Origin of the sequence: Candidatus Hinthialibacter antarcticus (genome assembly GCA_030765645.1) — a bacterium.
In the GTDB taxonomy this organism is placed as follows: domain Bacteria; phylum Hinthialibacterota; class Hinthialibacteria; order Hinthialibacterales; family Hinthialibacteraceae; genus Hinthialibacter; species Hinthialibacter antarcticus.
In genome coordinates, this window is record JAVCCE010000015.1 from 131,381 (window position 1) to 157,576 (window position 26,196).

A 26,196-nucleotide genomic window follows, 5' to 3' on the forward strand; every position below is an offset into this window, starting at 1 on the left:
TCAAGTTAAAGATTTTGCCTGCGGATGAGAATGAAATTCATGCACAGCCAAAAAAAATCAAGCATCCTTGTTTGTTGTCGGTTCCTGCGGCAATACGCGCACATCCAGCGGCCCCAGCGAATCGATGTGAACATCGCGCTGCGGAAAAGAAATGACGATGCCCGCTTCTTCAAACAGGTTGTAAATACGATGGCGAATACTGCTGCGGATCACCATTTTGCTATTCCGGTCGTTAATCAAGACCCAGAAATACACCGTGAAAATCAACGAACTGTCGCCGAAATCTTCAAAGATCACAAACGGCTCCGGCTGGTTGAGAATCTGGCCGTGTTCATCAACCGCTTTGCGAATCAGGCGGGAAACGTCACGCGCATTAGAGCCATACGCAACGCCGACGGAAACCGTCGTGCGGATTTGCTGGTCGCCGAGGGTCAGATTGATAACGCTGTTTTCGAGCAACTTGCTGTTGGGGATCAATAGATCAATATTGTCAAACGTGAGCACCTGCGTACAACGGGCGCCGATGGATATCACTCGCCCAGTGGTTCCTTCGACGGTAATCATATCGCCAACCCGGATGGGGCGTTCCATCAACAATAACAAACCGCTGATAAAATTATTCAACAAGTTTTGCGAGCCAAAACCGACCCCAATCGCGAGAGCGCCGCCCAGAAACGCGAACGCCGTCAGTGGAAACTGAATTGCGTTTAACGTAAAGACAATGACCGCAAGCAATAATCCATAATAAGCCAGTTTTTGCAGGGCCAGCGCCGCGCCTTCATGAACGCCGAAGCGACGCAGCAAGTGACGCGCAAGCGAGCGGGCCAACAAACGCGCCAACACCAACCCGGCCACAAAATACAACACCGCAAAAACCAATTTTCGTACGGTCATCACCGCGATGATTTCTTTGACGCCGTCTTCGTTGAGAATCTCCTGCGTCCAGACGGGTTTATCGAGCGTCGCGTTGGTCCAGTTCCAAGCGATGGCGGCGTAATCTTGAAATGACAGGACGTCCACTTCATTCTGCAAATCAACAATCAATTTCTCGACCAGCCGCCGGGAGAGTTCCAGGTCGGTCATGTTGGTGCTCATCACTTTGATGTAATCCAGTTGGTTTTTGAGTTGCTTCTGCAGTTCTTTTTTTAACGCCGGTTGGTCTTGCATCTCTTCGACGCGGCTTTCGAGCGTATTGCGCTTGCGGCTTTCGGTCACGATCTCATCGCGCCGCCGTTCAAACTCGCTCTGCAGCGCCGCCGAACGGACGCGCGCATCTTGCAACCAGCCTCCGAATTCTTCCACCGACGCCTGCCCGTTGAAGACGTCAAAGCGGCGCCGCCAAAACTCGCGGCGGTCTTTGATACGTTCGCGGCGTTCGGCGCTGCTTTTGATCTCACGTTGAATTTTATCGCGGGCAATGCGGCTGGTTTCTTCGGCCTCTTGATGGAGAGGCGAGGTTTCGTCGGCAAGGCGGCGGCGGTCAGCAGCCAGTTGAATTTCGGCCTTGTTGAGTTGATCTTGCAAACCAGGCAGCGCTTCTTCGAGACGTTTATCGTCTTCTCCGAGGCGCTTTAATTGTTCCTGCAAGTCCTGTTCGCGAAAGACGGCTTCTGGCTCGATCCAGTCCTCGCGGGTCTGTAGCAATTTCAGCTGCGCTTCGCCGATTTGGAGTTGCAACTTCTGGTTTACAATTTCCAGGTCGCGCAGCGCGATGGTTTCCTGCGCGAGCCGCCGTTCGCTTATGGCGACGCTCAATCGCGCCGCATCCAGTTTTGACGCCGAATCGCTTTGATTGCCGCCAATCGACTCTCTCAATAGTTGCAATGCGGCGCTTTTACTTTCCAACCCACTTTGCGCTTGCTCTTTTTGCGCCTGAGCGGCTTTGAGCGACTCGCTCAGGGTTTGGTTCTTTTCTTTTTGCAAACTAATTTCCGTCCGCAGCGCATCTAATAAGACAAATGAATAGGGCGGCTCTTCCGACGGCCCGTTGACGCGCACGCTCTCAATATTATCTTTCACTTGGGCCAGCGTACTGCGCAATGATTTCGCTAGGTCTAACGCGCCGCGCTGTTGGTCAAAGAGCAGGCTGATGCGCTCAAGCAATTGGACCTGCTGACGAAAGCGGTCCAAAAGGTCAGCGGGCGCTTTATCGCGGGCGGCGCTCAGCGCGGTTTGCGCCTTATCGAGTTGCTCAGACAGTTCAACCGAGAGTTTCCCGTCCGCATCCGCCTTCGATTGCAACGCCTCCACTTGTTTCTGGGCGCCTTCGATTCCCGTAAGTAATTCGTCCAGATTTTTTTGGATGGTTTCTTTTTGCGAAGACAATTCGCCTTTTTTTTGTTCGATCTGTTCGAGCGTAATCGTCGCCGTCGCAGACGGCGTCGCCGGTTGGGTTTGGCTAGCGGCGGGCAGTTCGAGCACCTGCGCCCAGACGCTGGCTTCAACCAACAAGATTAGCGACGAGAATATCAGTAGTTTTCTTACGCTGGATAACGAAAAGTCTGCGGCCCTCAACAAATAGGATTGAATCAAGTGCGTCCCCTTTAGACTCTCAAAAGTTAATCACATATTTTAGCCGCAAAAATGGGGATTCACCCGGGGATTCTTGATTATCAAAAAACGCCGCGCGTACGCATTGTTGACTGTTTCAATAAGATTACTAAAAACAATTTCATATTCTTACTTGACAAACAAACTTTAACTTAGTTATATCCCATTACTAAATCTATTTTTCGAGGTGCTCGATGAAAAAACGTATTTTGATGATGATCGCATTACCCGCACTGCTTGCGGTTGTTGCGCAAGCCCAAGAATTGACTCCCGTTTGGGAGCACACCCTGATCGACGGCGGCGGCGTGTTGCCGATTCTGGTCAACGGCCCGGCTGATCCGCGTTGGGACGGCGACCCCGAAGACGGCCCCTGGTATGGCCCCAACCTGCACGACCAGTATGACGGCTTCATCCGTTACGACGACAGCCGCTTACTGTTGGGCGTTCGCGATAACGGTATCGACGAAACCGACCCGAACCATGACGCAGCCCTGGCGGCGCAGTTCCCTGACCGCTCTATCATCTGGATCAACCCCGAAGACGGCTCGCCGATGGGCGTTGCGTTGGAGATCGGCTTCAAGCCAGTCGAACTCTCGACTGAATATGAGTCGATGATCGACGGCGGCTCCGGCAGCCCCGCGATTGAAGGCTGGGGCGACCCCAAAAACCGCCGCTTTGTCTCTGGCGAGCAGAGCGCACCCGAGTACATGAACTTCGACGTGGATGACGACGGCGTCTTGTATCTGGGTTATTGGTACACGATTTTGCGTTACGATCCCGACGGCGCGGGCGGCTTCACCGGCCCGACCGTGGTCTATGAGCAGGACTACAGCAACCACGGCGGCACAAACCGCGTTTCGCAATGGCGTTTCGCTGACATCGAAGTGATCGGTTCCGGCGCCAACACCACGGTTATTACCTCCGGCAAAACCTGGCGCAACGGCATGCGCAGCCGCGTGTTCGACGTGGACGCGGCGACCAACACCTGGACCATTCGCGGCGCGTATGGTGATACCAAAGAAGGCTCATTTGGAAATACAGGCGGCGCCAGCGTTCTCACGACCAGCGACGACGGCGAAGAAGTGCTTTATAAAGCGGGCAACGTCTCCGGCAGCGGCGTGTGGCGCTATTATTGGGACGCAGGCAGCAATGACTTCGGTTTAGATCCCCCCGATTTCTTCGCAGTGGTTCCGCCTGCGGACGCCGACGGCTTCAACCATGCGCTTCCTGATCGCTTTCCCAGCGACGTTGCGACGCATCCTGACTTAGACTACTTGGTGGTTGCGACTTCCCCCGCGTGGGCGTCGCAAAACAACTCCGACACCATCGACGCGCCCGGCTTCATCACGGCGTATTCAACCTCAAACGACACTTTGGGCGAATACATCAGCGACTCGATGTTTGGCGCGACCAAAGAGCGTACGCCCGCAGAGTCGGACGAACTCGCGACCAACGGCAACGCGGTTTGGAACGGACTGATGAGCCAGGTGAAGGTCAACATTTTGCCTGGGCAGCCGCAAGGCTCTTCCGAAGTGCTCTACTTGAGCATGGTGTATGGTTATGGCCGCTACATCATCGGCGAAGCGCCGGCGCCGGTCAGCAACTGGGCGTTGTACTAAATCGCCTCATTCATACGCAAGCCAAAGAGGGCGTCTTCGGGCGCCCTCTTTTTTTGTTTTGATATTCTATTGACATACCATATTTGATATATATACTAAATATGATATGTGGGTGATCTATGAACATAAGCGTGTCTCAAAAAACCTGAACGCGGCGCCGCTTGAAATTCAAAAGCGGTATGAGAAATGGAAAGATATTGTTTCCCTGTCAGGCCCCCAAGGATTGCGCGAATTCAAAGGGCTGCATGATGAATCGCTTTCAGGTAAGTGGAAAGGATATCGTTCCTCGCGCTTGAGCATCCACTACAGGGTAATCTATAAAATAGAAAAGGATAAAATTGTAGTCAGAGTTGAGCGCGTTGCGCCCCACGACTATTCGAGGAAGTAACATGAGCGATTATCGAAAAGCAAAAAAGCGAATAGAGGTTTCAGTCGGTGAGTCGGTACGAATCATTCGCGAACTTCAGGAAATGAGCCAGAACGGTTTGTCTGCGCTCACAGGCATTCCGCAGTCAACGCTCTCGGCCATCGAAAACGACCGCGTGAAACTTGGCGTAGAAAGAGCCAAGGTACTCGCGCGAGCGTTGCGCTGCCATCCTGCCGTGCTTGTTTTTCCCGGATGGAGTATTGAACAAGACTCCGCCGCATAACGCCCAAACGATTTGATAATCGAGATTGTGTCATCGCGAGCAATGACATTGGTTGTGGGAGGGCGAGGCTCCCGCCGAGCCGCGAAAATGAGACAGGCTTTCGGTTACACCCGGCTCACCAGGAGCCTGCCTGCCGCAGACAGGGTTCGCCCTCCCACTCTTTCTGCGACAGAATGGAAATCCCCTACGCCCTCTTTTTTTGATTTTTGGTTGGAACACTCTACGGCGCTAAATCGTTTGTACCTTGTAGCCCATGTGGCGCAAGGCGGCGGCGACTTCTTCGATATGGTCGCGCCCGCGGGTTTCGAGGGTGACGTCGAGGTAGGTCTTGCCGAGCGGCGCATCAAAAAACGAGCGGTTGTGATAGACCTCCACCACGTTCGCTTTCAACTTCGATACGCAGTCCGACACAATGGCGAGCTGACCGGGGATGTCGAGCAATTCGATGCGCAGTTTGGCCATGCGCCCGTCTTTGATGAGGCCGCGCTCAATGATGCGCGACAGTAAATTCAAATCAATATTGCCGCCCGACAACACGATGACGACGCGCTTGCCTTTGAGGTTGAGGCTGCGAAACATCAGCGCCGCCAGGCCGACCGCGCCCGCGCCTTCGACCACCGTCTTTTCAATATCCAGCAGCATAATCACCGCCGCCGCGATCTCTTCTTCTTCAACGACGACAATCTCGTCAACGTATTTCTGCGCGGCTTTGAGCGTGTGGACGCCCGGCTGTTTGACGATGATGCCGTCTGCGATGGAGGCGTACACCGGAACGTCGACCGGATAGCCCGCTTCAACCGCCGCTTTCATCGACGGCGCGTTGGCGGCTTCGACGCCGATGATCTTGCACTCGGGGCGCTGCTCTTTGATGGCGCAAGCGACGCCGGAAATGAGGCCGCCGCCGCCAATGGGGACAATTACCGCGTCGGGCTGGGCGTCTTCGAGAATCTCGAGGCCGACGGTGCCCTGCCCGGCGATGATGCGCTCATCGTCAAAGGGGTGGATCAACACATAGCCGCGCTCTTCCGCCAGTTCTAACGCGCGCCCGTAGGCCTCGTCGTAGTTGACGCCGTGCAGAATCACTTCCGCGCCAAAGCGTTTGGTGGATGTGACTTTGGTAAGCGGGGTGTTTTCGGGCATGACAATAACGGAGCGCGACTTCATCCGCGCCGCGTGATAGGCGACGCCCTGAGCATGGTTGCCCGCGCTGGCGGCGACCACGCCGCGGCTGCGCTCTTCGGGCGAGAGTTGCAAGAGCGTATTCAACGCGCCGCGCTCTTTGAAGGAGCCGGTCATCTGGAGGTTTTCGAGTTTCAACAAGACGCGGCTGCCGGTAATGTCGCCCAGCGTCTGCGAAGGGACGCACGGCGAACGATAAATCGATTCGTGAATACGCGCATGAGCGTCGCGAATGTCTTGCAGAGTCAGCATGATTTCACATTACACTTTCTTATAAAACCACGTTCATCAGTTTGCCGGGGACGAAGATTTTCTTGCGCGGTTCCTTGCCGTCGATCCAACGGTTGATATTTGGCTCGTCCAGCGCCGCTTGCCAGATGGCGTCCTGATCGGCGTCGGTGGAAACTTCGATTGTCCCGCGCACTTTGCCGTTGACTTGCACGGCGATTTTGACCGTCTCGACTTGCAGCCATTGCGGGTCGTGTTGCGGCCACGCGCTCAACATAATCAACCCCTCGCCGCCGATGGTTTCCCAAAGTTCTTCGCTCAAGTGCGGCGCCATCGGCGACAACAGTTGCAGCAATACAAACGCGGCCTCACGAAAGGCGTCGAAATCCGAAGCGGCAATGTCGCCGTCAGCGGTGAAGCGGTACATCTCGTTTACGAGTTCCATAATTTTGGCGATGGAGGTGTTCAGCCCAAGGCGATCTTGAATATCCGTGGTCACGCCGACGATGGTTTTGTGGGTCATGCGGCGCAGGTCGCGGGCGGCGTCAGACGGTTCGCCGTTGGCTTGCGGCGGGTTTTTGAGCGCGTCGGCGTATTTCATCACCAGGCGATAAACGCGGTCAACGAAACGCGCCGAGCCGATCACGCCGTCGTCGCTCCATTCGAGATCGCGTTCGGGCGGCGAGGTAAAGAGAATGAACAAACGCGCCGCGTCGGCGCCGTGTTTGTCGATGATTACGCTGGGGTCGACGACGTTGCCTTTTGACTTCGACATCTTGGCGCCGTCTTTGGTCACCATGCCTTGCGTCACCAATTTAGCGAAGGGTTCGTCGGCGTTGACCAAGCCCAAATCGCGCACGACTTTGGTGAAGAAGCGCGAGTAGAGCAAGTGCAGCACCGCGTGTTCCACCCCGCCAATATACAAGTCAACCGGCATCCACTCATTCGCTTTCGCGGCGTCAAACGGCGCGGCGGCGTTGCGCGCGTCGATGTAGCGCAGGAAGTACCAGGACGAATCCCAGAAGGTGTCTATCGTATCGGTCTCGCGGCGGGCTTCGGCGCCGCACTGCGGGCAATCCACTTTGTAGAACGACTCCATGCGGGTCAATGGCGAGCCTTCGCCGGTGAGTTCAACCTCGGTGGGCAATTCGACCGGGAGGCTGTCTTCCGCCACCGGGACAGCGCCGCATTTGTCGCAATGCACTAAGGGGATGGGCATTCCCCAATAGCGTTGGCGCGAGATGCCCCAATCGCGCAAGCGGTAATTTACGGTCGCTTTGCCGATGGATTTTTCTTCCATCCAGGCGGTGATTTTTTTCTTGGCGTCCTGATTGGGAGTTCCATCAAATTGTTGCGAGTTGACCAGCAAGCCTTGTTCCACCCAGGCTTCGCTCATGTCGTCGGCGGTCTCGAACGTCGCGTCTTCGGGCTTAATCACCACCCGCATGGGCAGGCCGTATTCTCTGGCGAACAAAAAGTCGCGCTGGTCGTGAGTCGGCACCGCCATGATCGCGCCGGTTCCGTATTCCACTAGAACATAATTTGCGATCCATATCGGAACTTTCTCGTCATTGACCGGGTTGATTGCATACGCGCCGGTGAACACGCCTTCTTTTTTGGCGGCGTCGTCGGTGCGCGTAGTCTTGTCCATCTTGGCGACTTTTTCGATGAAAGCGCGGCATTCGGTTTCTTTGGGCGTTCCGGTAATAATTTTTTCGACCAGCGGATGTTCGGGCGCCAGCACCATGTAAGTCGCGCCAAAAATGGTATCGGGCCGGGTGGTGAAGACGGGAATCTCCGTCCCCGCCTGCTCGCCGTCGGCGACGCGAAACAAAATCTCTGCGCCTTCCGAGCGCCCGATCCAATTGCGCTGCATGACCACAACTTTGTTGGGCCAGTCAGTGAGTTTGTCTAAGTCGGCCAGCAGTTCTTCTGCGTAATCGGTGATACGAATAAACCATTGCGGCATGTGTTTTTGAACGACGACTTCATCGCAGCGCCAACATAATCCATTCACGACTTGCTCATTCGCGAGAACCGTCTGACAATCGGGGCACCAGTTGAGCATGCCCTCTTTACGGTAGACCAGGCCTTTCTTAAAAAATTGAAGAAACAGCCACTGTCCCCACTTGTAATAGCCTTCGTGACAAGTCGCGACCTCGCGTTCCCAATCATACGAAAGCCCAAGCGTTCGCTGTTGTACGCCCATCTCACGGATGTTGTTGAACGTCCATTGGGCGGGCGGCACTTTGTTTTTGATGGCGGCGTTTTCCGCAGGCAATCCAAAGGCGTCATAGCCCATCGGGTGCAAGACGCGATGGCCTTTCATGCGGTAATAACGCGCCATCACGTCGCCGATGGCGTAGTTGCGCAAGTGGCCCATGTGCAGTTTGCCGGAGGGATAGGGAAACATTTCCAGGCAATAGAATTTGGGCTTATCGCCGGATTCTTCGGTGGCGAAGGCGCGGGCTTCTTCCCAGCGTTGTTGCCATTTGGGTTCGGCGTTTTGATAGGGAAAATGGTCGGCGGATTCAACAGCCGGTTTCACGGTCGCATCAGCGGCGTTTGAAGATGACATGAAAATCCTCTCTGATTAAAACATCACTTATATTGGTTCAAAGTAATTCGAACAATTCAACAGTCGGGTTAGACGGTCAATATTGTAGAAGGGGGGCGGGACGTCGCGAAGGTGAGGCGAAGCGCGCTTATTGAAAGTCACCCGGCTTGAAGGCGCATTGCGAGCCGACATCGCAGGTCAGCGCGCGCCCGACATAGTCGTCGAGCTTTTCGGCGGAAATCGGCCCCAGCGGACGCCGGACCAGCACATCGTTACGGGTCAGCACTTCGCCGGCTTTGAGTCGGCGGCGGGCGTACAATGCGCGGCGGGCGATGGATTCGATGGGGCGCTCAGCGTCTTGCACGATCTTTTCAGCGCTGCCCAGCACCGATTCGGTCACGCGCACCGAAGCAACCAGGCGCTTGAGTTCATCAGGATCAGTCGAGAAGAAGTGGTCCCAACCGGGCAAGTTTTTAGAAAGCGTAAAGTGTTTTTCAATGATGCAGGCGCCCAGCGCCACCGCCGCCAAAGCCGCCTCCACGCCGGTGGTGTGGTCGGAATAGCCAATCGGGACGCTATATTTTTCTCGCAGAGACGACACCGAGCGGATACGCGCCAACTCGGGCGGACAGGGATAGCTCGACACGCAATGCAACAACGCGAATTCGGCGGCGGCTTCCTGTAAGACCGCCACGGCGGCGTCGACCTGGCTTGGCGTCGACATTCCCGTCGAGAGAACCATCGGCTTTTTTTTGGAAGCGGCAAAGCGAAGAAAATCCAAATGCGTTAATTCGCCCGAGCCAATCTTAAAAGCGGGGACGCCGAGTTCATATAATAAATCAACGCTAATTTCATCGAATGGAGTAGAGAGCAAGACGATGCCGCACTGATCGGCGATTTTTCTCAGATCGTTATAGACGTCGCGGCTCAGCTGCATACGCTCGAATTTGTCGTATTCAGGGTGATCGGGCGCAAACAGTTCGTGAGTCAAATAGGTTTGAAACTTGACCGCATCGGCGCCGCAATCGGCTGCGGATTCGATCAATTGCGCCGCCATTTCGGGCATCCCGTTGTGGTTTAATCCGGCTTCCGCAATGATAAAACAGGGATGGCCTTCGCCAATCAGGTTGTTTCCAATTTGCACGGTCGTCCTCCCCTTGCTCCCATGCGCGCGCAGGCTGAAATTGCAGCGTCTATACGGTACAATACACCACAATTAAACGCAATCGAATTGTCGTACAACAAATTTCAGGGGGAATGCAACTGATGAAATTGAACCGCGTCGCGCCAGAAGACATGAACGGGAACCAATTGGATGAGATGCAATATCTTGTCGATTCGATGGGCGTGGACGACGTCTGGCGCGTGTTTCGCATCATGGCCGAATTTGCCGAGTCGTTCGAAACGCTGGGCAAATTACCCGATGCGGTGACAGTGTTTGGTTCGGCGCGGACCAAAGAAATCGACCCCATGTATCAGAAAGCGCGCGAACTGGGCGCGCGCATCGCGCAGGAAAAACTCGCCACTTGCACCGGCGGCGGGCCGGGCATTATGGAAGCCGCCAATCGCGGCGCCTATGAAGTCGGGGGGTCGTCGGTCGGGATGAACATCGAACTTCCGTTCGAGCAAACCCCCAACCCTTACACCACGCTTGGACTGAGTTTTCGCTATTTCTTCGTGCGCAAAGTGATGCTGGTGAAGTATTCCGTCGCCTTTGTGATTTTCCCGGGCGGGTTTGGTACGCTCGACGAACTATTTGAGTCGCTGACCTTAATTCAGACACGGAGAATCAAACCGTTCCCGGTGGTCTTATTTAATTGCGACTATTGGAGCGGGCTGTTCGATTGGATCAAAGCGCGGGTGTTAGAAGACGGCAACATCTCAGAAAAAAACCTCGACCTGTTCCATTGCACCGACAGCATCGACGAGGCGATTGAAATCATCAAAAGTTCAGACCAAATTCGCCACAACGGAAAGTAAGAAAGTGTTGAAGGGGCGCAGCTTTTCTCGCTGAATACAGAACGTATCAAGTAGGGTGGCGATGAGCAAAGCGAATCCCACCAATGAAAACATTTCTTAAATCAATGGTGGGTTAAGAACCCGCTCTACGGTGTTTTCCCCAAACAAAAAACAACGTCACGCACACCAGCGCAGCGCCGGACATGTCAGCCAGCCAGTCGGCAACGTCCGGCGAACGGTTGGGGATAAACGACTGATGGAATTCATCGCTGAGGCCGTATAGCGCGACGATGAAGAGCGTCATCGCAATCGCCTTCCAATCCAGCGAGGCGTATCGTCCTTGCAGCCAGGCGCGCATGACCAAGAATGCGAGCACACCGTAAAACAGCCCGTGCATGAACTTATCAAAAAATGGAATCGGCATCGGCGGCCCCGGCAAGCGGGGTTGATGCGACAGAAAAAAAATCAACGCCATGTGAACAAGCACCGGCAGCCAATAACAAAGAAAAAGCCTCATGCTGTCAGCGCTTTCTTGGATTGCATGGCCTGTTCATACGCCCACTTGGCGCGGTACGAACTACGCACCAACGGGCCTGACAACACCGCTGAGAAGCCCAGGCTGCGGCCATAGTCTTCGTACTCTTTAAATTCTTCTTTCGAGACGACGCGGTCGACCGCTGCGTGTTTTTTGCTTGGACGAAAATACTGCCCGACGGTGAGAATGTCGCAGCCCGCTTCGCGCACCTGGCGGATGGCGTCAAGCATTTCGGCTTTGGTTTCGCCCAGTCCGGCGATGATTCCGCTTTTGGTGACGGCGCCGCGTTTGTGTGATCGGCGAACCACTTCGAGCGAGAGGTCCCATTTTGACCAGGGCTGAATGGCGCGATACAAGCGCGGCACGGTTTCGACGTTATGGTTTAAGACGTTTGGTTCAGCGTCGAGCACCGCGTCGAGCGCTTCCCACTTGCCGCAAAAATCGGGGATCAACACTTCAATCAGCGTGCCCGGCTCCATCTCGCGAACCAGGCGGATGGTTTCGGCGAAAATACATGCGCCGCCGTCGGGCAGTTCGTCGCGATTGACCGAGGTGATGACGGCGTATTCGGTCCCCAGGTCATAAATCGCCTGGGCGACGCGCCGGGGTTCATCGCGGTCGAGTTCGCCGGGGCGGCCATGTTGGACGGCGCAGAAGCGGCAGGCGCGGGTACAGATGTTGCCCAATAGCATAAAGGTCGCGGTGCGTTCGCCCCAACACTCGCCCATGTTAGGGCAGCGGGCGCTCTGGCAAACGGTGTGTAAGTTCTTGCTCTCGACGGCTTGCAGAACGTCTTGGTATTTCTCGCCGCCGGGCAAGGAAATCTTTACTAACGGGGTTGAATCAACGGGCATTGTTTATTCCAAGTAATGTTTAATTTACCTAATAACGAATCACATGATTGTTTGTTATCCGCTGAGTTGTGACAGGCGATGATGAAATAGCGTCTCGATGCGGCCCGCCGCGCTCCACACATTGATGCCGAAATTCGCGGTTTCTTCTTGTAAAGAGGTTACCGTTAAATTCGCCATTCCACAGGGGACGATGCGTTGAAACGCCTCGTGTTGGGGCGTCACGTTGACCGAACAGCCGTGGAAGCAAAAGCCCTTACGGACGCGTACGCCGATGAAGGCGAGTTTGCGGTCTTGCACCCACACGCCGGTTTTGCCTGCGATGGTTTGCGCTTCGATTCCATAGTCGTCGCAAAATTCGACCAGCAGTTCTTCCAAAAAACGCAAGTATGTATGAATCGTCAGGCCGCGTTCGCGTAAATTCAGGATGGGATACGCCACCAACTGACCGGGACCGTGAAATGTCGCTTGCCCGCCCCGGCGCACGGGATGTACAACGATTCCCAATTTCTGGTAGGCCTCATCCGGCAGAAGCAAGTCACCGTCTTGGGTTGCCGTACCAAGCGTGATGGTGGGCGGATGCTCGCACAACGCCAGCGTCTCTTCGCCGCAGTCAACCTTCGATTCCTGGAAGCGCTCGACCTCTGCGTACGAAGACTCAACCGTCATGCGGACGGCGTTGATAACAGTTGTCTCAGTCGTCATGTCGTCCAAGTGTTTTCCGGCCTATTGGCAATTACTTCTTCGACATCGCGCTTGATAATGCGCCCATCGGGGCCGCTGCCTTTGACGTTCGTTAGATCGACGCCGTTTTCATCGGCGATGCGCTGCGCCAGCGGTGAAATATGCAACGAAGTCACCGTCGCTTGTAATGGAGCATACGCCTGAGGGACAATCGGCAATGGCGCAGGCTCATCAGGCAGCGTCTGCGCGTCAACCGTATCGAGGTTCGATACAATATCGTCGATGTTCTCGCCCGGCTCTCCAATGATCGCCAAGGCGGCGCCGATGGGGACTTCATCGCCGGGTTGAGCGAGAATTTTCAACAACGCGCCGCTGCAATGGCTTTCGAGTTCCATGGCGGCTTTGTCGGTTTCGATTTCGGCGAGGGCTTCTCCGGCTTCCACACGGTCGCCTTCCGACTTGATCCAGCCCAAGACGCGCCCGGTCACCATTGCGTCGCTGAGTTCTGGCATTTCGATAAGCGTCGCCATCGCGGGTTCTCCTCTGGCTTCTTATCAAGCAAGGCGAAAAAACGTTGCTTGACTCTGATTAGGTCATCACTATGATAACTTGAATCGATTTTTCGTGTAGTTCGCGCGGGTTATCAGAAGCCTGCCTGCCGTAGGCAGGGTTCGCCCTTCCAAACAGTACGTCTCTTTGTTTGAGAGGATTGTAGCGATTTTTTTAATCGACGCATTTGCATTTTCTCTTATTGAGTCGATCCCCCCTAGCCCCCCTTAATAAGGGGGGTGGCGCTGCAAGCGCCGGGGGGATAAACCGTAGTAACCAAGGGAATGACCTGTTTCTAATCTGAGGGGTTTTCAGGAAATAACATCCTGAAATTACACAATATATGTCAGTATCTGATTTCGTCCATTTACACGTCCACTCCGAATATAGCCTGCTTGACGGCGCCTGTCGCATCAACGAATTGATTGCGAAAGCCAAGTCGTTAAATATGAGCCATTTGGCGCTCACTGACCACGGCGTCATGCACGGCTCGCTGGCGTTCTACCAAAAAGCCGTCAAACAGGGCATCCAACCCATCATCGGCGTCGAAGCCTACATCGCGCCCGAGAGCCGCTTTCTCAAAAGCGGAGGCCGCGAAGCGTCCATCGACGACCGCTCAGACAAGACCGCCTACCACCTGGTTTTGCTCGCGAAGGATTTTCAGGGCTATCAAAATTTGATGAAGTTGTCGTCGATCGCGCAACTCGAAGGCTTCTACTATAAGCCGCGCATCGACCGCGAAGTCTTGCGCGAATATTCGCAGGGATTGATCGGCCTTTCGGCGTGCCTGAACGGCGAGGTTCCAAACAACTTACTGGAAGGACGCGGCGATTTTGCCGTTGAACGCGCGAAAGAATATCTCGACATCTTCGGCGAAGGCAATTTCTATCTTGAAGTCCAACCTAACGGGCTGGCTGAGCAGGAGATCGTCAACCGCGAACTGCGCAACGTCTCGAAACAGTTGTCGATCCCGCTGGTCGCCACCACGGACGCTCACTACCTGACGCCGGAAGCTGCCAAGACCCAGGACTGCCTGATCTGCATCGGCACAAAAAAGACGCTATCCGACCCCAATCGGCTGAAACTTTCAACCCAGGAACTCTACATCAAAACCGGCGAAAAAATGGCGGAGCAGATGCCCGATTTCATTGACGCGGTCGAGAACTCGCGCCTGGTCGCCGAGAAGTGCAATCTCGAAATCAACTATGACGGCACCAAACTCATCATGCCGGGGTTTGATATTCCCGAAGAGGAAGACTCACACGAAGAGTATCTGCGCAAACTGGTTTACGAGGGCGCGGAACGCCGTTACGGCGGCGTGACCGATGAGATCAAAGAGCGCATTGAACGCGAACTCGACATCATTCTCGGTCAGGATTTTACCGGCTATTTTTTAATCACATGGGATTACATCAACTGGGCGCGCGAACAAAAAATTTCGGTCGGCCCGGGGCGTGGTTCGGCGGCAGGCTCGGTCGTCGCCTACGCGCTCGGCATCACCGACATCGACCCGATTAAGTACAACCTTCTCTTCGAGCGTTTTCTCAATCCAGAGCGCATTTCCCCGCCGGATATTGATACCGACTTCTCCGACAAGCGCCGCGAAGAAGTGATCCGCTACGTGCAAGACAAATATGGGCACGACCGGGTCGCGCAGATCGCCACTTTCGGCACCATCGGCGCCAAGAACGCCGTACGTGACGTGGCCCGCGTGATGGGCTTGCCGCCGTCGGAAGGCGACAAGATCGCCAAGATGATCCCCGAGGGCCTGGGCATTACGTTGACCCAGTCGCTGGCTGAGGTCTCCGAACTCAAGCGGCTGAGCGAGTCGGATTCGATCCATCAAGAATTGTTCCGCCATGCGCTGGCGATTGAAGGCATGGTGCGCCAGACCTCGACCCACGCGGCGGGCGTCATCATCGCGCCGGATGAACTCTCGAAGTTCACCCCGTTGATGCGCGGCGCCAATAAAGACGAAGACGTCGCGACCCAATACGAGATGAAAATTCTTGAGTCAATTGGCTTGCTCAAGATGGATTTCCTGGGTCTAAAAAACCTCTCCGTCATCGACGGCGCCGTCGACAATATTCACGAGCGCTATGATTCGAAATTCGAAATCGACGCCATCCCGATGGATGACCCCAAGACCTTTGAACTCTTGTGCCGCGCCAAAACCAACGGCGTGTTTCAGTTAGAATCGACCGGCATTAAAGAAGTCTTACGCAAGTTACAGCCGGAATCGTTCACCGACGTGATCGCGCTTTTGGCGTTGTATCGTCCCGGCCCACTGGGCAGCGGCATGGTAGACGACTTCATTAACCGCCGCCACGGTCGCGCCGAAATCGTCTATGACCACCCTTCGCTCGAACCGATCCTGAAAGAGACCTACGGTATCATTCTCTATCAAGAACAGGTCATGCAGATCGCCAACGCCATCGGCGGATTTACGCTGGGCCAGGCCGACGTCATGCGCCGCGCCATGGGCAAGAAACAAGAAGACCTGCTCAATAAAATGGAGAAAGACTTCTACGACGGCGCCAAAGCCAAGAGCGTCGATCTCTCCATCGCCCAACGCCTGTGGAACCTGATCTTTAAATTCGCCGGGTATGGATTCAACAAGTCTCACAGCGCCGCCTACGCTTACATCACCTATCGCACCGCCTATCTGAAAGCCAATTTCACAGACGCATTTCTGGCCTCGCTGCTCACCACCGATATGGGCGATTCAAACAAAGTGGTGAAGTACAAAAGCGACTGCCAGGACTACGGCATCGCGCTGCTGCCGCCTGATATCAATGAATCAAACGAGACCTTCACCGTCACCGATGAGGGCATCCGTTTCGGTCTGGCGGGCATCAAAAGCGTGGGCGTGGGCGCCGTACGCACCGTCATCGACGAGCGCGAAAACAACGGCGCGTATAAATCGCTCGAAGATTTCTGTACGCGGCTCGCAGGCGGCGCGACAACGAAAACCCTGATCGAAAATCTGGTACGCGTTGGCGCGTTTGATTCATTCAACCAAACCCGCGCCACGCTCATTAACGGTTACTCCACCATCCTTGAGCGGGTGCAAGGCGAACTGCACGACCTGGCTGTCGGACAAGATTCGCTGTTCGGCGATTTTAATGAAGATGAGGAAGAGGCCGTCCCGCAGATTGAAGAACTGCCGGAGTTGGAGAATACCGAAATCTGGGCGGATGAAAAAAAATTGCTCGGCTTTTATCTGAGCGGACACCCGTTGATGGAGTACCAGTCTGAAATCGAATTGTTTTCGACGCATCAAGCAGGCCCGCTCAACGAAATCGAAGGCGAAGACATCGGCGCCGTTCGCCTGTTGGGCATCGTCAACGAAGTCAAAAAACGCAAGACGCGCAACGGCGACCTGATGGCGATTTTTCTTCTCGCTGACATGAGCGGCGACATCGAAGTCGCGGTCATGCCGCAACTGGTCGAAAAAAGCGGACACTTATTAAACGCCGATGACATCATTGTTCTCGACGGGCAGGCCAGCCGACGCGGCAGCGACGTTTCGGTGCGCGCCGACCGCATCATGACCCTGGACGATTGCTGGCGCAGCGGCGGCGTCAACGAGGTACATCTCTATGTATCGTCCGACCATTTAAGCGACGAAAGCATGATGCGCCTCAAAGGACGCCTATTGGGAACAAAGGGCAGTGTTCCCGTTGTTCTTTTTGTGCACGTACCAGAGATCGGCACGGTTCGCTATGAGTTAGAAGATTCGTTTAAGATCGAACCCAGCCGCGACCTCAAGGCCGAACTCGAAAGCATTCTCGAAGGAGGCGTGGTGCGCTTCGCCGGCGGCGGAATGCCGCGCCCCACCAGCAACGGCCGCAACGGCAACTACCGCAAACGCCAAGCAGCGAAGAAATCGTAGGGTGTCCGCTGCGACGAACTCTCACACCAAGGGGCGCGGTGATTTTTGGGGAGGGCGAACCTCCTGGTGAGCCGCATGAACACGATAGCATTTCTCATTCTCGCGGCTCGTCGGGAGACTCGCCCTCCCCTCGCTTTGGTCGTGATGCTGTGACTACGAGAAGGCGAGGATGAGGGAGAAATATAGCATAAAATTAAAACTGATCTCCGAATCCCCATTGCATTTGTCCACCAGATATTATACAGTTTACACTATGAAATATATCATTGCTCTTATCGCATTTATGGTTTTTGTTGTCGGCGTAATTTTTTATGTCTCCATTTCGTCAAATGAACACAGCGTCCCGCCGCCGCAAACCATTGGCAACGCCATCCACACCGTGATTTTTCACGGCGTCTCAAGCGATCCGACCGTCAAAGGCTTTTCCCTATCGCCCGACTATCTGCGCGATATATTCCGTATGATTCAAATTGACGGCAAGCGCACCCTCTTCGCCAGCGAAGCGGCGCAGCACGTCATCAATCGCGAAGTTCCTGAGCCGAATTTGGTTTGCCTCACATTCGACGACGGCGAAAAGGGGCTGCTTGAATTCGTGGATCCATTGCTCAAAGAATTCGGCTTCAAAGCAACTGCGTTTGTATTTACCGTGGGGACGGAAAACGGCGAACGCCATCACAATTGGCGGGAGTTGCAGCAACTCAAAGCAACCGGCCGCTGGGAAATTCAAACGCACAGCCACACGCACGACCACTTGCCCCAAATGACGGACGACGAAGTTGAGCAGGATTTAACAACCTCGCTCACGTTGCTAAAAGAACACGGATTCAGCGAGTACCCCGTGTTGGCGTATCCATTTAGCGAATATGACGACCGCGTCGCGAATATTGCCAAGCGCATCGGTTTTCATGCGGCGTTCACCGCCGGGCCAAACCCAAGAGCATTCTGGGACAGCAGCCCCTTTGCCGTCCCGCGAACAACAATCTCACAATTCATGGGGCAAGAATTTGTCTGCAAAAAACTGGGGCTGAACAAAGAGAAAATCATTGGGCGGCTTGAAATCCTCGACATTGCCAAGACGCCTTCACCGGGCGCCAATGGACAACGGGCGCCCAAGGCCGCAATCATTGATCGCGGCGACGACCTTTCCCATGGCCAACTGGGACAGGAGTATTTGATTCCAGAAATGGTGATTGGCCCGACTCCAATCTTCATTGACGAAACCGCAACCTATGAGTTGTCTCTTTGGGCCCCCAAGACCGATCACGATTATGAAATCGAGTTTGAATTTATCGTTTCTCACCCCAACGGGAAGAACAATAAAACAATCCATATTCAGAACCCAAAGATCAACGGATGGAATGTGTTGCTTCGCCAAGAACTGAATGCGGGAGAGAACCTCTTATACTTTATTAAAATCGCTCCGGGCGCCGTCTTCGATGCAATTAAGATCGAACGGATTGATTCAAAATAAAGTTGAATTTTGAGCCAGTTCTAGTACCATATCCATGTGAACAAAAAACAACAAAAGACGCTTGAATCTATTTTTGAGAAGCCGACTTCGGCAACGGTCCGGTTTCAAGATATTGAGTCTATGTTAACAGCAATGAAGTTTGTAAGAAAAGAGCGAGCGGGCTCAAGAGTCACCTTTATTCGCGGCGGTGACCGGATTTCATTTCATCGCCCGCATCCAAAACCTGAAACCCCGAAGTATGCTGTTGAAGCCCTGCGGGATTTCCTACTATCAATTGGAGAAACGCCATGATGGAGTATAAAGGCTATCGCGCAACTCCTCAGTATAGCGCTGACGATAAATGCTTTTATGGTCAACTGCTCGGAATTCGCGACTGCGTTTTATTTGAAGGCCGCAGCGTGAAAGAACTCGAAAAAGCATTTAAAGAGGCTGTTGATAATTACCTTGACGAATGCGCGGAAGAAGGAACCCAACCGCAAAAGCCTTTTTCGGGCCGGTTTAATTTACGAATTGATACAGACCTTCACGCAAAAGCGATTGAGACTGCTTCGAACCAGAATAAAAGTTTGAACCAATTCATTTCTGATTTGATTTCAAAAGCGGTCTATTAGTTCCATGAACTTCTCCTGGTTAAAAATTTCCTGTCCCTATTGCGCAGCGCGCATCCCCATCAGCGCCGACCGTTGCACCGAGTGCCGTTCGATCATCCCCCACGAAGCGGGCGACAAAATACGCGGGCGGTTATTTATCGCCGTGGGCGTTTCCGCGCTCTTGTTTTTTTTGCTGCTGATTGGCGGGGCGGGGGCGTTGTTTCTCCTGTTGATTTCTTAACACAAACCGCGCCTAGCCCGCGCCAATGGCTTGAGGGTAGACTGTAGCCATCAGTCATGACGAAACCAAAACTCTTAATCGTTTGGCATGGAGCGTTGTTCCCATCGTATCGGCGGGCGTTTTGGCGCTTGCAAACCGAGCACGGCTGGGACGTGCATCTGCTGGCGGCGCGATCCTGGAGCAAAGCCATGCCGCGGCGCACCCGCTTTCAGCCCGCGCCAGAGGAGCCGATCCACGTTCACTTGCAACGCGCATGGTTCGGGCTGCACGGCGCCGTCCATCTCCACCCGTTTTTCCCTTGGCTGATGGGGCGGCTCAAACCCGATTTGCTTTATGTGATTGAAGAACCGTTCTCCGTCATGGCCTGGCTGGCGGCCTATATGGCGACGCGGCGCGTCCCGCCGACGCCCTTCGCGCTGTACGCGTATCAAGACATTTACAAAAAATACCCGCCGCCGTTTCGCTGGATGGAACGCTTCGTTCTCGAACACGCTGCGCGCGTCTTGGTTCCAAACATCGACGCAGGCAAGGTGGCGGAACGCAAGCACTATCGCGGCCTGTGGGACGTATTGCCCGCAACGGTCGATCTCGAAAAATTCGCCTACCGCCGCCGGACAAATGAGAGCGAGTTGTTCACGCTGGGCTATGTCGGACGCCTGGCGGAAGAAAAGGGCCTGCGCGATTTGTTGTGGGCGCTGTCGCATTGCGACGACCGCATCCGCTTGCGTCTCGCGGGCGACGGCCCGGCGCGGCACCGCTTGGGCGTGTTGGCGAAAGAACTGGGCGTGGATGAACGCCTCGCCTTTCTCGGCCCGATTGCGCATGAAGAATTGCCCGCCTTCTACCACGAAATCGACGCCTTGGTCTTGCCTTCGCGCACCACCCCGCAGTGGCGCGAACAATTCGGGCGCGTATTGATCGAAGCGATGGCGTGCGGCGCCCCGGTGATCGGGTCTGACTCGGGCGCGATCCCGTCCGTCATCGGCGACGCGGGCATCATTTTCGCCGAAGGCGAAGCCGACGCGCTGGTCAATAAGATTGAACTGTTGGCGAATGATCCGCGCTGGCAGAATGAACTCTCGCTGCGCGGACGCGTACACGCAGAGCAGAATTACGGCGTTGACCGCGTCGCAGAAAAACTCCATCGCCATCTAACGGAGGCGCTTCATGCACGTCGCGATTAACGCGCTTGGCGTCACCAACCGCAGCGGGACGGGTCGTTACGCCTTCGGCCTGATCGACGGCCTGATGCGCATTCCAACCGCAGCAGCGCGTTTTTCGGTATTGGTACCGTCCGAGTTTCGAGTTCCCCGCGCTTGGCAATCGAACCCGTCCATCGCGTTTTATTCCATTGCGACGGGCGGCGCGTTGCAGCGTATTTATTTTGAGCAATTTCGGCTGCCGGTCTGGTTACGGAAAATTCAGCCGGACGTTTTTCATTCGCCTGCGTTCATCGCGCCGGTCGACGCCCCCAAACAGGTTCGCCAAGTGGTTTCGATTCATGATTTGGCGTTCGCGCATTTTCCCGAAACCATACCAACCCTGCGCCTCGCCTACTATCGCTGGGCGATCCCCCGGTCCGTCCAATGCGCAACTCACATTTTGACGGATGCGCATTCCGTCTCCGAACAAGTCGCCAGCGAGTTTGATTGTAAGGCGACCATCTCCGCCGTCCCGCTTGGAGCCGACGCCCGTCTGTTTCATCCTCACGCAAGCGACGACGATCAAGCCGTGTTGGAGCGCTACGGCATTGCGGCGCCATATATTTTGTTTGTTGGGACCCGGGAGCCGCGCAAAAATTTGCCTATGCTGCTCTACGCATTTCATGCGGCGCGTGAACGCGGATTTGAAGCGAAACTGGTGCTGGCGGGGCGCGACGGCTGGATGCAATCGCAAACGAAATTCGCCCAAGAAGGCGTACAGCGCATCGGGTTTGTCGCGGATGAACACATGCCCGCCCTCTATCGTCATGCGTCCGCGTTGGCGGCGCCGTCGCTCGATGAAGGCTTTAATCTGCCCACGGTGGAAGCCCTCGCGTGCGGGACGCAAGTCATTGCGTCTGACATCGCCGTCCACCGGGAAATACTCGGCGAGCAAGCGCTCTTTGTTTCGCCCCATGATTCTGAAGGATGGGTGAAGGCGCTTTTTGCATTAAAAGAACGAAATGGTGGGTTAAGAACCCACCCTACGATCACTCAGCCCATTAACACACGTGATTGGACTGACGTCGCAAACGATACGCTTAAAATCTATGAGAAAACTTTTGGGGCGTAACCCGCGACGCCCCGGCGAACATCACTTCAAATCGATCTGCACTTTGTTTGACTTCGTATTATGCCCGCAACTGTTGCAATCTTTTTTTGTGGTTGAATGAATCACCGAACGAACGACATACGCCGCACAGATTGCTGCAATCAATAACGCAATGATTTCTTGAACGCCCATGATGGTCTCCTTATCCGAGTCCGATCAGGACAGCGGCTTGATAGGTGACAAACGACGCGATGTAAGCCAACACGGTCATGTAAACAAACGTCGCGATTGGCCAGCTCCATGAGTTGGTTTCACGCTTGATGACAGCCAACGTTGAGACGCATTGGCTGCACAGCGCAAAGAACACCATCACCGACAACGCGACCGCAATGTTAAATAAATTCGAGCCGTCCGGCTTTTTCGCATTCTGGATCGTCGTCAGCAAATCTTCTGATGCTTCGTCGGCGCCGCCGCCGAGGTTAAAGATGGTTCCCAGTGTGGAAACAATCACCTCGCGCGCGGGGAACGAAGCCAGCGTCGCCATACCGATGCGCCAATCCCAGCCCAGCGGCTCAACCAAAGGCTCAATGGCGCGTCCCATCCAGCCCAACGCGCTGGCGCGCACCATCGCGCCGCTTTCCTGCCACTCCAAGCGCTCCAGTGATTTTTGATAGCCCTGGTAAATGGTTTGCATTTCTTCCAGGCGAGTATCATACGCGGGGACGGCGTTTTCAGGCGCGTCATCTTCCGTCATGGCGAAACGCGCGTCTTCTTCAAGCGCAGCCAATAAATCATCGGTATTGATATAATCATCGCCATACGTTTCGGCATCATACGCAGCCAGCAACGGACGCAACTGCACCGCCGCCCGGGTTTCGGCTTGCTCGCGTTGCGAGGCGTATTCTTGTTTGACTTCGGTGGACTGGGGGAAATACGCCAGCGCCCATACCAGAATTGTACACGCGAAAATGATCGTCCCGGCGCGATATAAAAACGCGGCGGAGCGTTCGTAAACATAGAAAAGAACATTGCGAACCGACGGCAATTTATAGGTCGGCATCTCCAACACAAACGCCGAAGGTTCCTTACGCAACAACCAGCGATTGGCGATTAGCGCCACCGGAATCGCCGCGACAATGCCGACGAGATACATCCCGAATAGCGTTAGTCCTTGCAGGTTAAAAAATGAGCCGAACAGCGCCCGGTCAGGAACAAAGGCCGCAATAAAGATGAGATAAACCGGCAACCGCGCCGAGCAACTCATCAACGGCGCGACCAGGATCGTCACCAGTCGGTCGCGACGGTCTTCAATTGTCCGGGTCGCCATAACGCCGGGAACGGCGCACGCAAAAGAAGAAAGCAGTGGAATAAATGACTTGCCCGACAGCCCGAATTTAGACAGCAAGCGGTCCATCAAATACGCGGCGCGCGGCAGATACCCGCAATCTTCGAGAATGGCCAAAAAGAAAAACAAAATCGCGATCTGCGGAACAAAAATCACCACTGAACCAACCCCGGCGATGATTCCGTCTTGGACCAAACTGCGCAATGCGCCTTCTGGAATCCGCGAACCGAAGACCTCGCCCAAAAAGCCAATGGCGCCTTCGATGATATCCATAAACGGCCCCGCCCATGAATAAATCGACTGAAACACCAACGCCATAATGAAAAAGAAAACAATCGATCCCCAAAGTTTGTGGGTCAAAACCCGGTCGAGACGATGAGACAACGTGACAACGGGTTGATCAGGGCGGGCCAAATGCGGCGAGAGAACGTGAGACGCCCATTCATAGCGAATTTTGGTTTCAACCGCGCCCAGCGGCATCCCGTTTCCGGCTTCTTCGCGCGCCAGTTTGAGTTGGACGGCAAAGTCGCCCCCGAAGCGTTCAATCAAACGGTTTTCAGAATACGCCTCCACGTCAATCATGGCGCGTTGCAACTCGATGGGGTGAGGCAACTCGCGGTCGGGTTGCAGTTGTAACCATTGCTGCAAATTTTTAAATGCCGTCATAAATGTTTCCGGCATCGCGGGCGCATTAAATTGCGGCGCTTCCTGGCAATTGATTTGCTTCTCAATCGCCTGACGTAATTCGTTCACACCTTCTCGCCGATGCGCGCAAATCGGCACGACGGGAGCATTCAGCGTCTTCGACAAGCCTTCTGTATCAATCGAAACGCCCCGCCCCTGAGCGATGTCAATCATGTTTAACGCAACAACAACCGGAAGCCCCAATTCAAGGATTTGCGAAAGAAAATACAGATTGCGGGTCAAATTGCTGGCGTCAACAATGGCAAGCACCATATCAACCGGAGGCTCGCCTTGTTGCTTCCCCAATAAAACGTCATTCACCACCATCTCATCGGGAGACCGCGCCGCCAGACTGTAACTACCGGGCAGATCAATTAACTCAATCTTGTTTTCCCCAATCGAAAAACGCCCGCACTTTCGCTCGACGGTTACGCCGGGATAATTGCCCACTTTCTGGTTCATGCCAGTCAGCGAATTAAATAAAGTTGTCTTGCCTGTATTGGGATTTCCGATCAAGGCAATGCGTATTTCTTTGGTTTGCTTTTTTTCTTGAATGGGTATTTCAGAAGCGCTCGTTGTCATGATGTGATTCGTTTCCCGCCGCTTTCTATTTGAATCGTTTCGTCCGTTTAAATTTGTCTTACTCTGATATAAATGATCTACGACTACAACTTGAAGAATTCAATGGAAAATCCGGTTAAAAAAGCGCATTTTCCATAAATTTGGCGATAAGAAAGGGAGGCGGCGCAAAGCCCCTCCCCCCCAGACATATTTTTACATTCAAAAGCAGTTAGTTCGATAAAATTATTTGGCTGTTTCCAACAACGCAGAATCTTCTGCATAGACCGAATCCAGACCGCCAACCAGCGTCGGATCGACCGGGGTCAGGCGAATTCCACCGATTTGTTCGGGCCTTACACACAAACGGGTCTCGCCAACATCCAATATGATCGGGTTTCCACCGCGAACAATGCGGACTTGTTCACCTGGAAGCATCCCCATTTCTAAGAGTCGGGCAATGATTTGGCCTTGCCCATCGACGCGGGTGATGACTCCAGTGACTCCTTCGTTGCATTCACAAAGCCGTTGTTCGGTCACTGTGCGCTTTCCTTTCCAACTGTTGAAACAGACTCAAAGATGGTTACGCCTTCACTTGCTCTGTATTCATCGACGCTTGGGTAAGACATTCTCCGACTGGCTCACAGATCGGGCATAACCCCGACGAGTTACAGCCGGCTTTCAATGCTTCCATATCGTTCAACAACACGTTCATGGTTTCTTCATTGGCAAACAGCGCCTGTAAAAAGCGCAGCAGGCTCTCTGAAGACGGCTTGCTTAGCAGGTGCTCCATTTTGCAGGCGTCTTCATCAGCGGCATCTGGCGAAACGCCTAACACATCGCGCAAAAACCGCGCCAGCAATACGAAGTTGCTTTCGATCTGGCGGGCGAGCCGCTCGCCTTCATCTGTTAATAATAGAAACCGGTTTGGGTCTTCTTTGACCAAACCGCGGTCTTTGAGTTGGGTGAGCGCGAGCGAAGCGGCGCCGCGTGAAATATTGAGCAAATTAGCGACATCGGTTACCCGGGCGTATCCATTGCTGCTGCGCAGCCGGTCGACCGCCATCAGATAATGGGCCACCGAATGGCTGACCTCGTTATCTTCAAACGCTCTCCAATGGGATGAGTCATTGGCTACTTCATACATAACCTTAGATCCTCAATCAGCAACAATACAGAACGAAAAGTCACTTGTGCGCTGCATCGTCCTTTTGTTTAACTAGCATAACATCTGTTCGCCAGATTGACAAGAAGAAATTCGTAAAAAGCAGAAAATTATTTTTTATTCAGAAATCGAAGGCCTTCTCCCGACTCAACGGATTCAATATCTAAAGAAAGAATTCATTGCTATTTAAATGAAAAAGAGTACAATTGACAAGCCATTTCATTGAGATTACACACCTTATATTGTGATTAAAGGAATCCCACTATGAGCGGCAAACGCTTTTTACGAGACAATACGTTGGGAAGCATGCTGGATGAGATTAAGACCATCTCCAACAAAGTGTCTCAGAACGAGTTCCCCAACATTATGTTTTCTCAATCACTCGCTTCGCTTTCTGAGTTATATGAGACTAACACACATGTCTTGGAGCGCATCGAAAATGCCATTGAGGGAATTCGCAGTGGAAAAGAAAACAGCGAGGTTTTAGAAGACTTGGTTCACGCAGCCGCCCATGTCCAGATTGGGCTGGTCACTGTACACAAATCGTTGAAAACCGATGTTTCAGCAATGTTACATACGCTCAACCATTTAAAAGAAGTGGTTTCGCTAGACGAGGATGAATCATAAAACCGG

The 26,196-nt window shown here is 54.0% G+C and carries 23 protein-coding genes; 11 read left to right on the forward strand and 12 right to left on the reverse strand.

Annotated elements, in window-relative coordinates:
- Positions 1-57: 57 nt before the first annotated feature.
- A complete protein-coding gene (locus tag P9L94_05120) occupies positions 58-2,532 on the reverse strand; it encodes a mechanosensitive ion channel (GenBank protein ID MDP8243443.1) in 2,475 nt (824 codons plus the stop codon).
- A gap of 212 nt (positions 2,533-2,744) precedes the next feature.
- On the opposite strand from P9L94_05120, the gene P9L94_05125 reads away from it, so the two are divergent.
- On the forward strand, positions 2,745-4,169 hold the full coding sequence (locus P9L94_05125) for a hypothetical protein (protein ID MDP8243444.1): 1,425 nt from the start codon (positions 2,745-2,747) through the stop codon (positions 4,167-4,169).
- Between the two features lie 389 nt (positions 4,170-4,558).
- A complete protein-coding gene (locus tag P9L94_05130; GenBank protein ID MDP8243445.1) occupies positions 4,559-4,819 on the forward strand; it encodes a helix-turn-helix transcriptional regulator in 261 nt (86 codons plus the stop codon).
- A gap of 228 nt (positions 4,820-5,047) precedes the next feature.
- Here the strand turns inward: P9L94_05130 and P9L94_05135 are convergent, their stop codons facing one another.
- The 3 genes from P9L94_05135 to P9L94_05145 all read right to left on the reverse strand — a co-directional run bounded on the left by P9L94_05135 (position 5,048) and on the right by P9L94_05145 (position 9,927).
- Entirely contained in the window at positions 5,048-6,250 is a 1,203-nt protein-coding gene (locus tag P9L94_05135; protein ID MDP8243446.1) for a threonine ammonia-lyase, read from the reverse strand.
- A 19-nt stretch (positions 6,251-6,269) separates the two neighbouring features.
- Positions 6,270-8,804, reverse strand: a complete 2,535-nt coding sequence (gene leuS, locus P9L94_05140; GenBank protein MDP8243447.1) for a leucine--tRNA ligase — start codon at positions 8,802-8,804, stop codon at positions 6,270-6,272.
- 127 nt (positions 8,805-8,931) lie between these two features.
- Complete coding sequence (locus P9L94_05145) at positions 8,932-9,927, reverse strand: N-acetylneuraminate synthase family protein (GenBank protein ID MDP8243448.1); 996 nt, start codon at positions 9,925-9,927, stop codon at positions 8,932-8,934.
- Between the two features lie 122 nt (positions 9,928-10,049).
- On the opposite strand from P9L94_05145, the gene P9L94_05150 reads away from it, so the two are divergent.
- Complete coding sequence (locus tag P9L94_05150) at positions 10,050-10,763, forward strand: TIGR00730 family Rossman fold protein (GenBank protein ID MDP8243449.1); 714 nt, start codon at positions 10,050-10,052, stop codon at positions 10,761-10,763.
- A 112-nt stretch (positions 10,764-10,875) separates the two neighbouring features.
- On the opposite strand, the gene P9L94_05155 is transcribed toward P9L94_05150, so the two are convergent.
- The 4 genes from P9L94_05155 to P9L94_05170 are packed head-to-tail and all read right to left on the reverse strand — an operon-like array spanning position 10,876 to position 13,342.
- The gene (locus tag P9L94_05155) at positions 10,876-11,259 is read right to left on the reverse strand and encodes a VanZ family protein (GenBank protein ID MDP8243450.1); all 384 of its coding nucleotides are present in this window, start codon (positions 11,257-11,259) and stop codon (positions 10,876-10,878) included.
- On the reverse strand, positions 11,256-12,131 hold the full coding sequence (lipA, locus tag P9L94_05160; GenBank protein ID MDP8243451.1) for a lipoyl synthase: 876 nt from the start codon (positions 12,129-12,131) through the stop codon (positions 11,256-11,258). The genes P9L94_05155 and lipA overlap by 4 nt, the downstream gene beginning before the upstream one ends.
- A gap of 54 nt (positions 12,132-12,185) precedes the next feature.
- Complete coding sequence (gene lipB / locus P9L94_05165; GenBank protein MDP8243452.1) at positions 12,186-12,833, reverse strand: lipoyl(octanoyl) transferase LipB; 648 nt, start codon at positions 12,831-12,833, stop codon at positions 12,186-12,188.
- A complete protein-coding gene (locus P9L94_05170) occupies positions 12,830-13,342 on the reverse strand; it encodes a biotin/lipoyl-containing protein (protein MDP8243453.1) in 513 nt (170 codons plus the stop codon). The genes lipB and P9L94_05170 overlap by 4 nt, the downstream gene beginning before the upstream one ends.
- Before the next feature lie 362 nt (positions 13,343-13,704).
- Between P9L94_05170 and dnaE the strand changes: the two genes are divergently transcribed.
- The 7 genes from dnaE to P9L94_05205 all read left to right on the forward strand — a co-directional run bounded on the left by dnaE (position 13,705) and on the right by P9L94_05205 (position 21,832).
- The gene (dnaE, locus tag P9L94_05175; GenBank protein MDP8243454.1) at positions 13,705-17,256 is read left to right on the forward strand and encodes a DNA polymerase III subunit alpha; all 3,552 of its coding nucleotides are present in this window, start codon (positions 13,705-13,707) and stop codon (positions 17,254-17,256) included.
- A 253-nt stretch (positions 17,257-17,509) separates the two neighbouring features.
- On the forward strand, positions 17,510-18,727 hold the full coding sequence (locus P9L94_05180) for a polysaccharide deacetylase family protein (GenBank protein MDP8243455.1): 1,218 nt from the start codon (positions 17,510-17,512) through the stop codon (positions 18,725-18,727).
- A gap of 36 nt (positions 18,728-18,763) precedes the next feature.
- Complete coding sequence (locus P9L94_05185) at positions 18,764-19,018, forward strand: type II toxin-antitoxin system HicA family toxin (GenBank protein MDP8243456.1); 255 nt, start codon at positions 18,764-18,766, stop codon at positions 19,016-19,018.
- On the forward strand, positions 19,015-19,338 hold the full coding sequence (locus P9L94_05190) for a type II toxin-antitoxin system HicB family antitoxin (GenBank protein MDP8243457.1): 324 nt from the start codon (positions 19,015-19,017) through the stop codon (positions 19,336-19,338). Before P9L94_05185 ends, P9L94_05190 begins: the two co-directional genes overlap by 4 nt.
- A gap of 4 nt (positions 19,339-19,342) precedes the next feature.
- Positions 19,343-19,558: a hypothetical protein gene (locus tag P9L94_05195; GenBank protein ID MDP8243458.1), complete on the forward strand. Its 216-nt coding sequence runs from the start codon at positions 19,343-19,345 to the stop codon at positions 19,556-19,558.
- A gap of 56 nt (positions 19,559-19,614) precedes the next feature.
- A complete protein-coding gene (locus tag P9L94_05200; GenBank protein ID MDP8243459.1) occupies positions 19,615-20,742 on the forward strand; it encodes a glycosyltransferase in 1,128 nt (375 codons plus the stop codon).
- The gene (locus P9L94_05205) at positions 20,726-21,832 is read left to right on the forward strand and encodes a glycosyltransferase family 1 protein (protein MDP8243460.1); all 1,107 of its coding nucleotides are present in this window, start codon (positions 20,726-20,728) and stop codon (positions 21,830-21,832) included. Before P9L94_05200 ends, P9L94_05205 begins: the two co-directional genes overlap by 17 nt.
- Positions 21,833-21,853: 21 nt before the next feature.
- Here the strand turns inward: P9L94_05205 and P9L94_05210 are convergent, their stop codons facing one another.
- From P9L94_05210 to P9L94_05225, 4 genes are all read right to left on the reverse strand, one after another.
- Positions 21,854-22,003, reverse strand: a complete 150-nt coding sequence (locus P9L94_05210; GenBank protein MDP8243461.1) for a hypothetical protein — start codon at positions 22,001-22,003, stop codon at positions 21,854-21,856.
- Between the two features lie 10 nt (positions 22,004-22,013).
- A complete protein-coding gene (gene feoB / locus P9L94_05215) occupies positions 22,014-24,422 on the reverse strand; it encodes a ferrous iron transport protein B (protein MDP8243462.1) in 2,409 nt (802 codons plus the stop codon).
- 222 nt (positions 24,423-24,644) lie between these two features.
- The gene (locus tag P9L94_05220) at positions 24,645-24,938 is read right to left on the reverse strand and encodes a FeoA family protein (GenBank protein ID MDP8243463.1); all 294 of its coding nucleotides are present in this window, start codon (positions 24,936-24,938) and stop codon (positions 24,645-24,647) included.
- A 43-nt stretch (positions 24,939-24,981) separates the two neighbouring features.
- Positions 24,982-25,545, reverse strand: coding sequence for a metal-dependent transcriptional regulator (locus P9L94_05225; protein MDP8243464.1), 564 nt, complete (start codon positions 25,543-25,545; stop codon positions 24,982-24,984).
- A gap of 282 nt (positions 25,546-25,827) precedes the next feature.
- On the opposite strand from P9L94_05225, the gene P9L94_05230 reads away from it, so the two are divergent.
- Positions 25,828-26,190: a hypothetical protein gene (locus tag P9L94_05230; protein MDP8243465.1), complete on the forward strand. Its 363-nt coding sequence runs from the start codon at positions 25,828-25,830 to the stop codon at positions 26,188-26,190.
- Positions 26,191-26,196 lie beyond the last annotated feature (6 nt).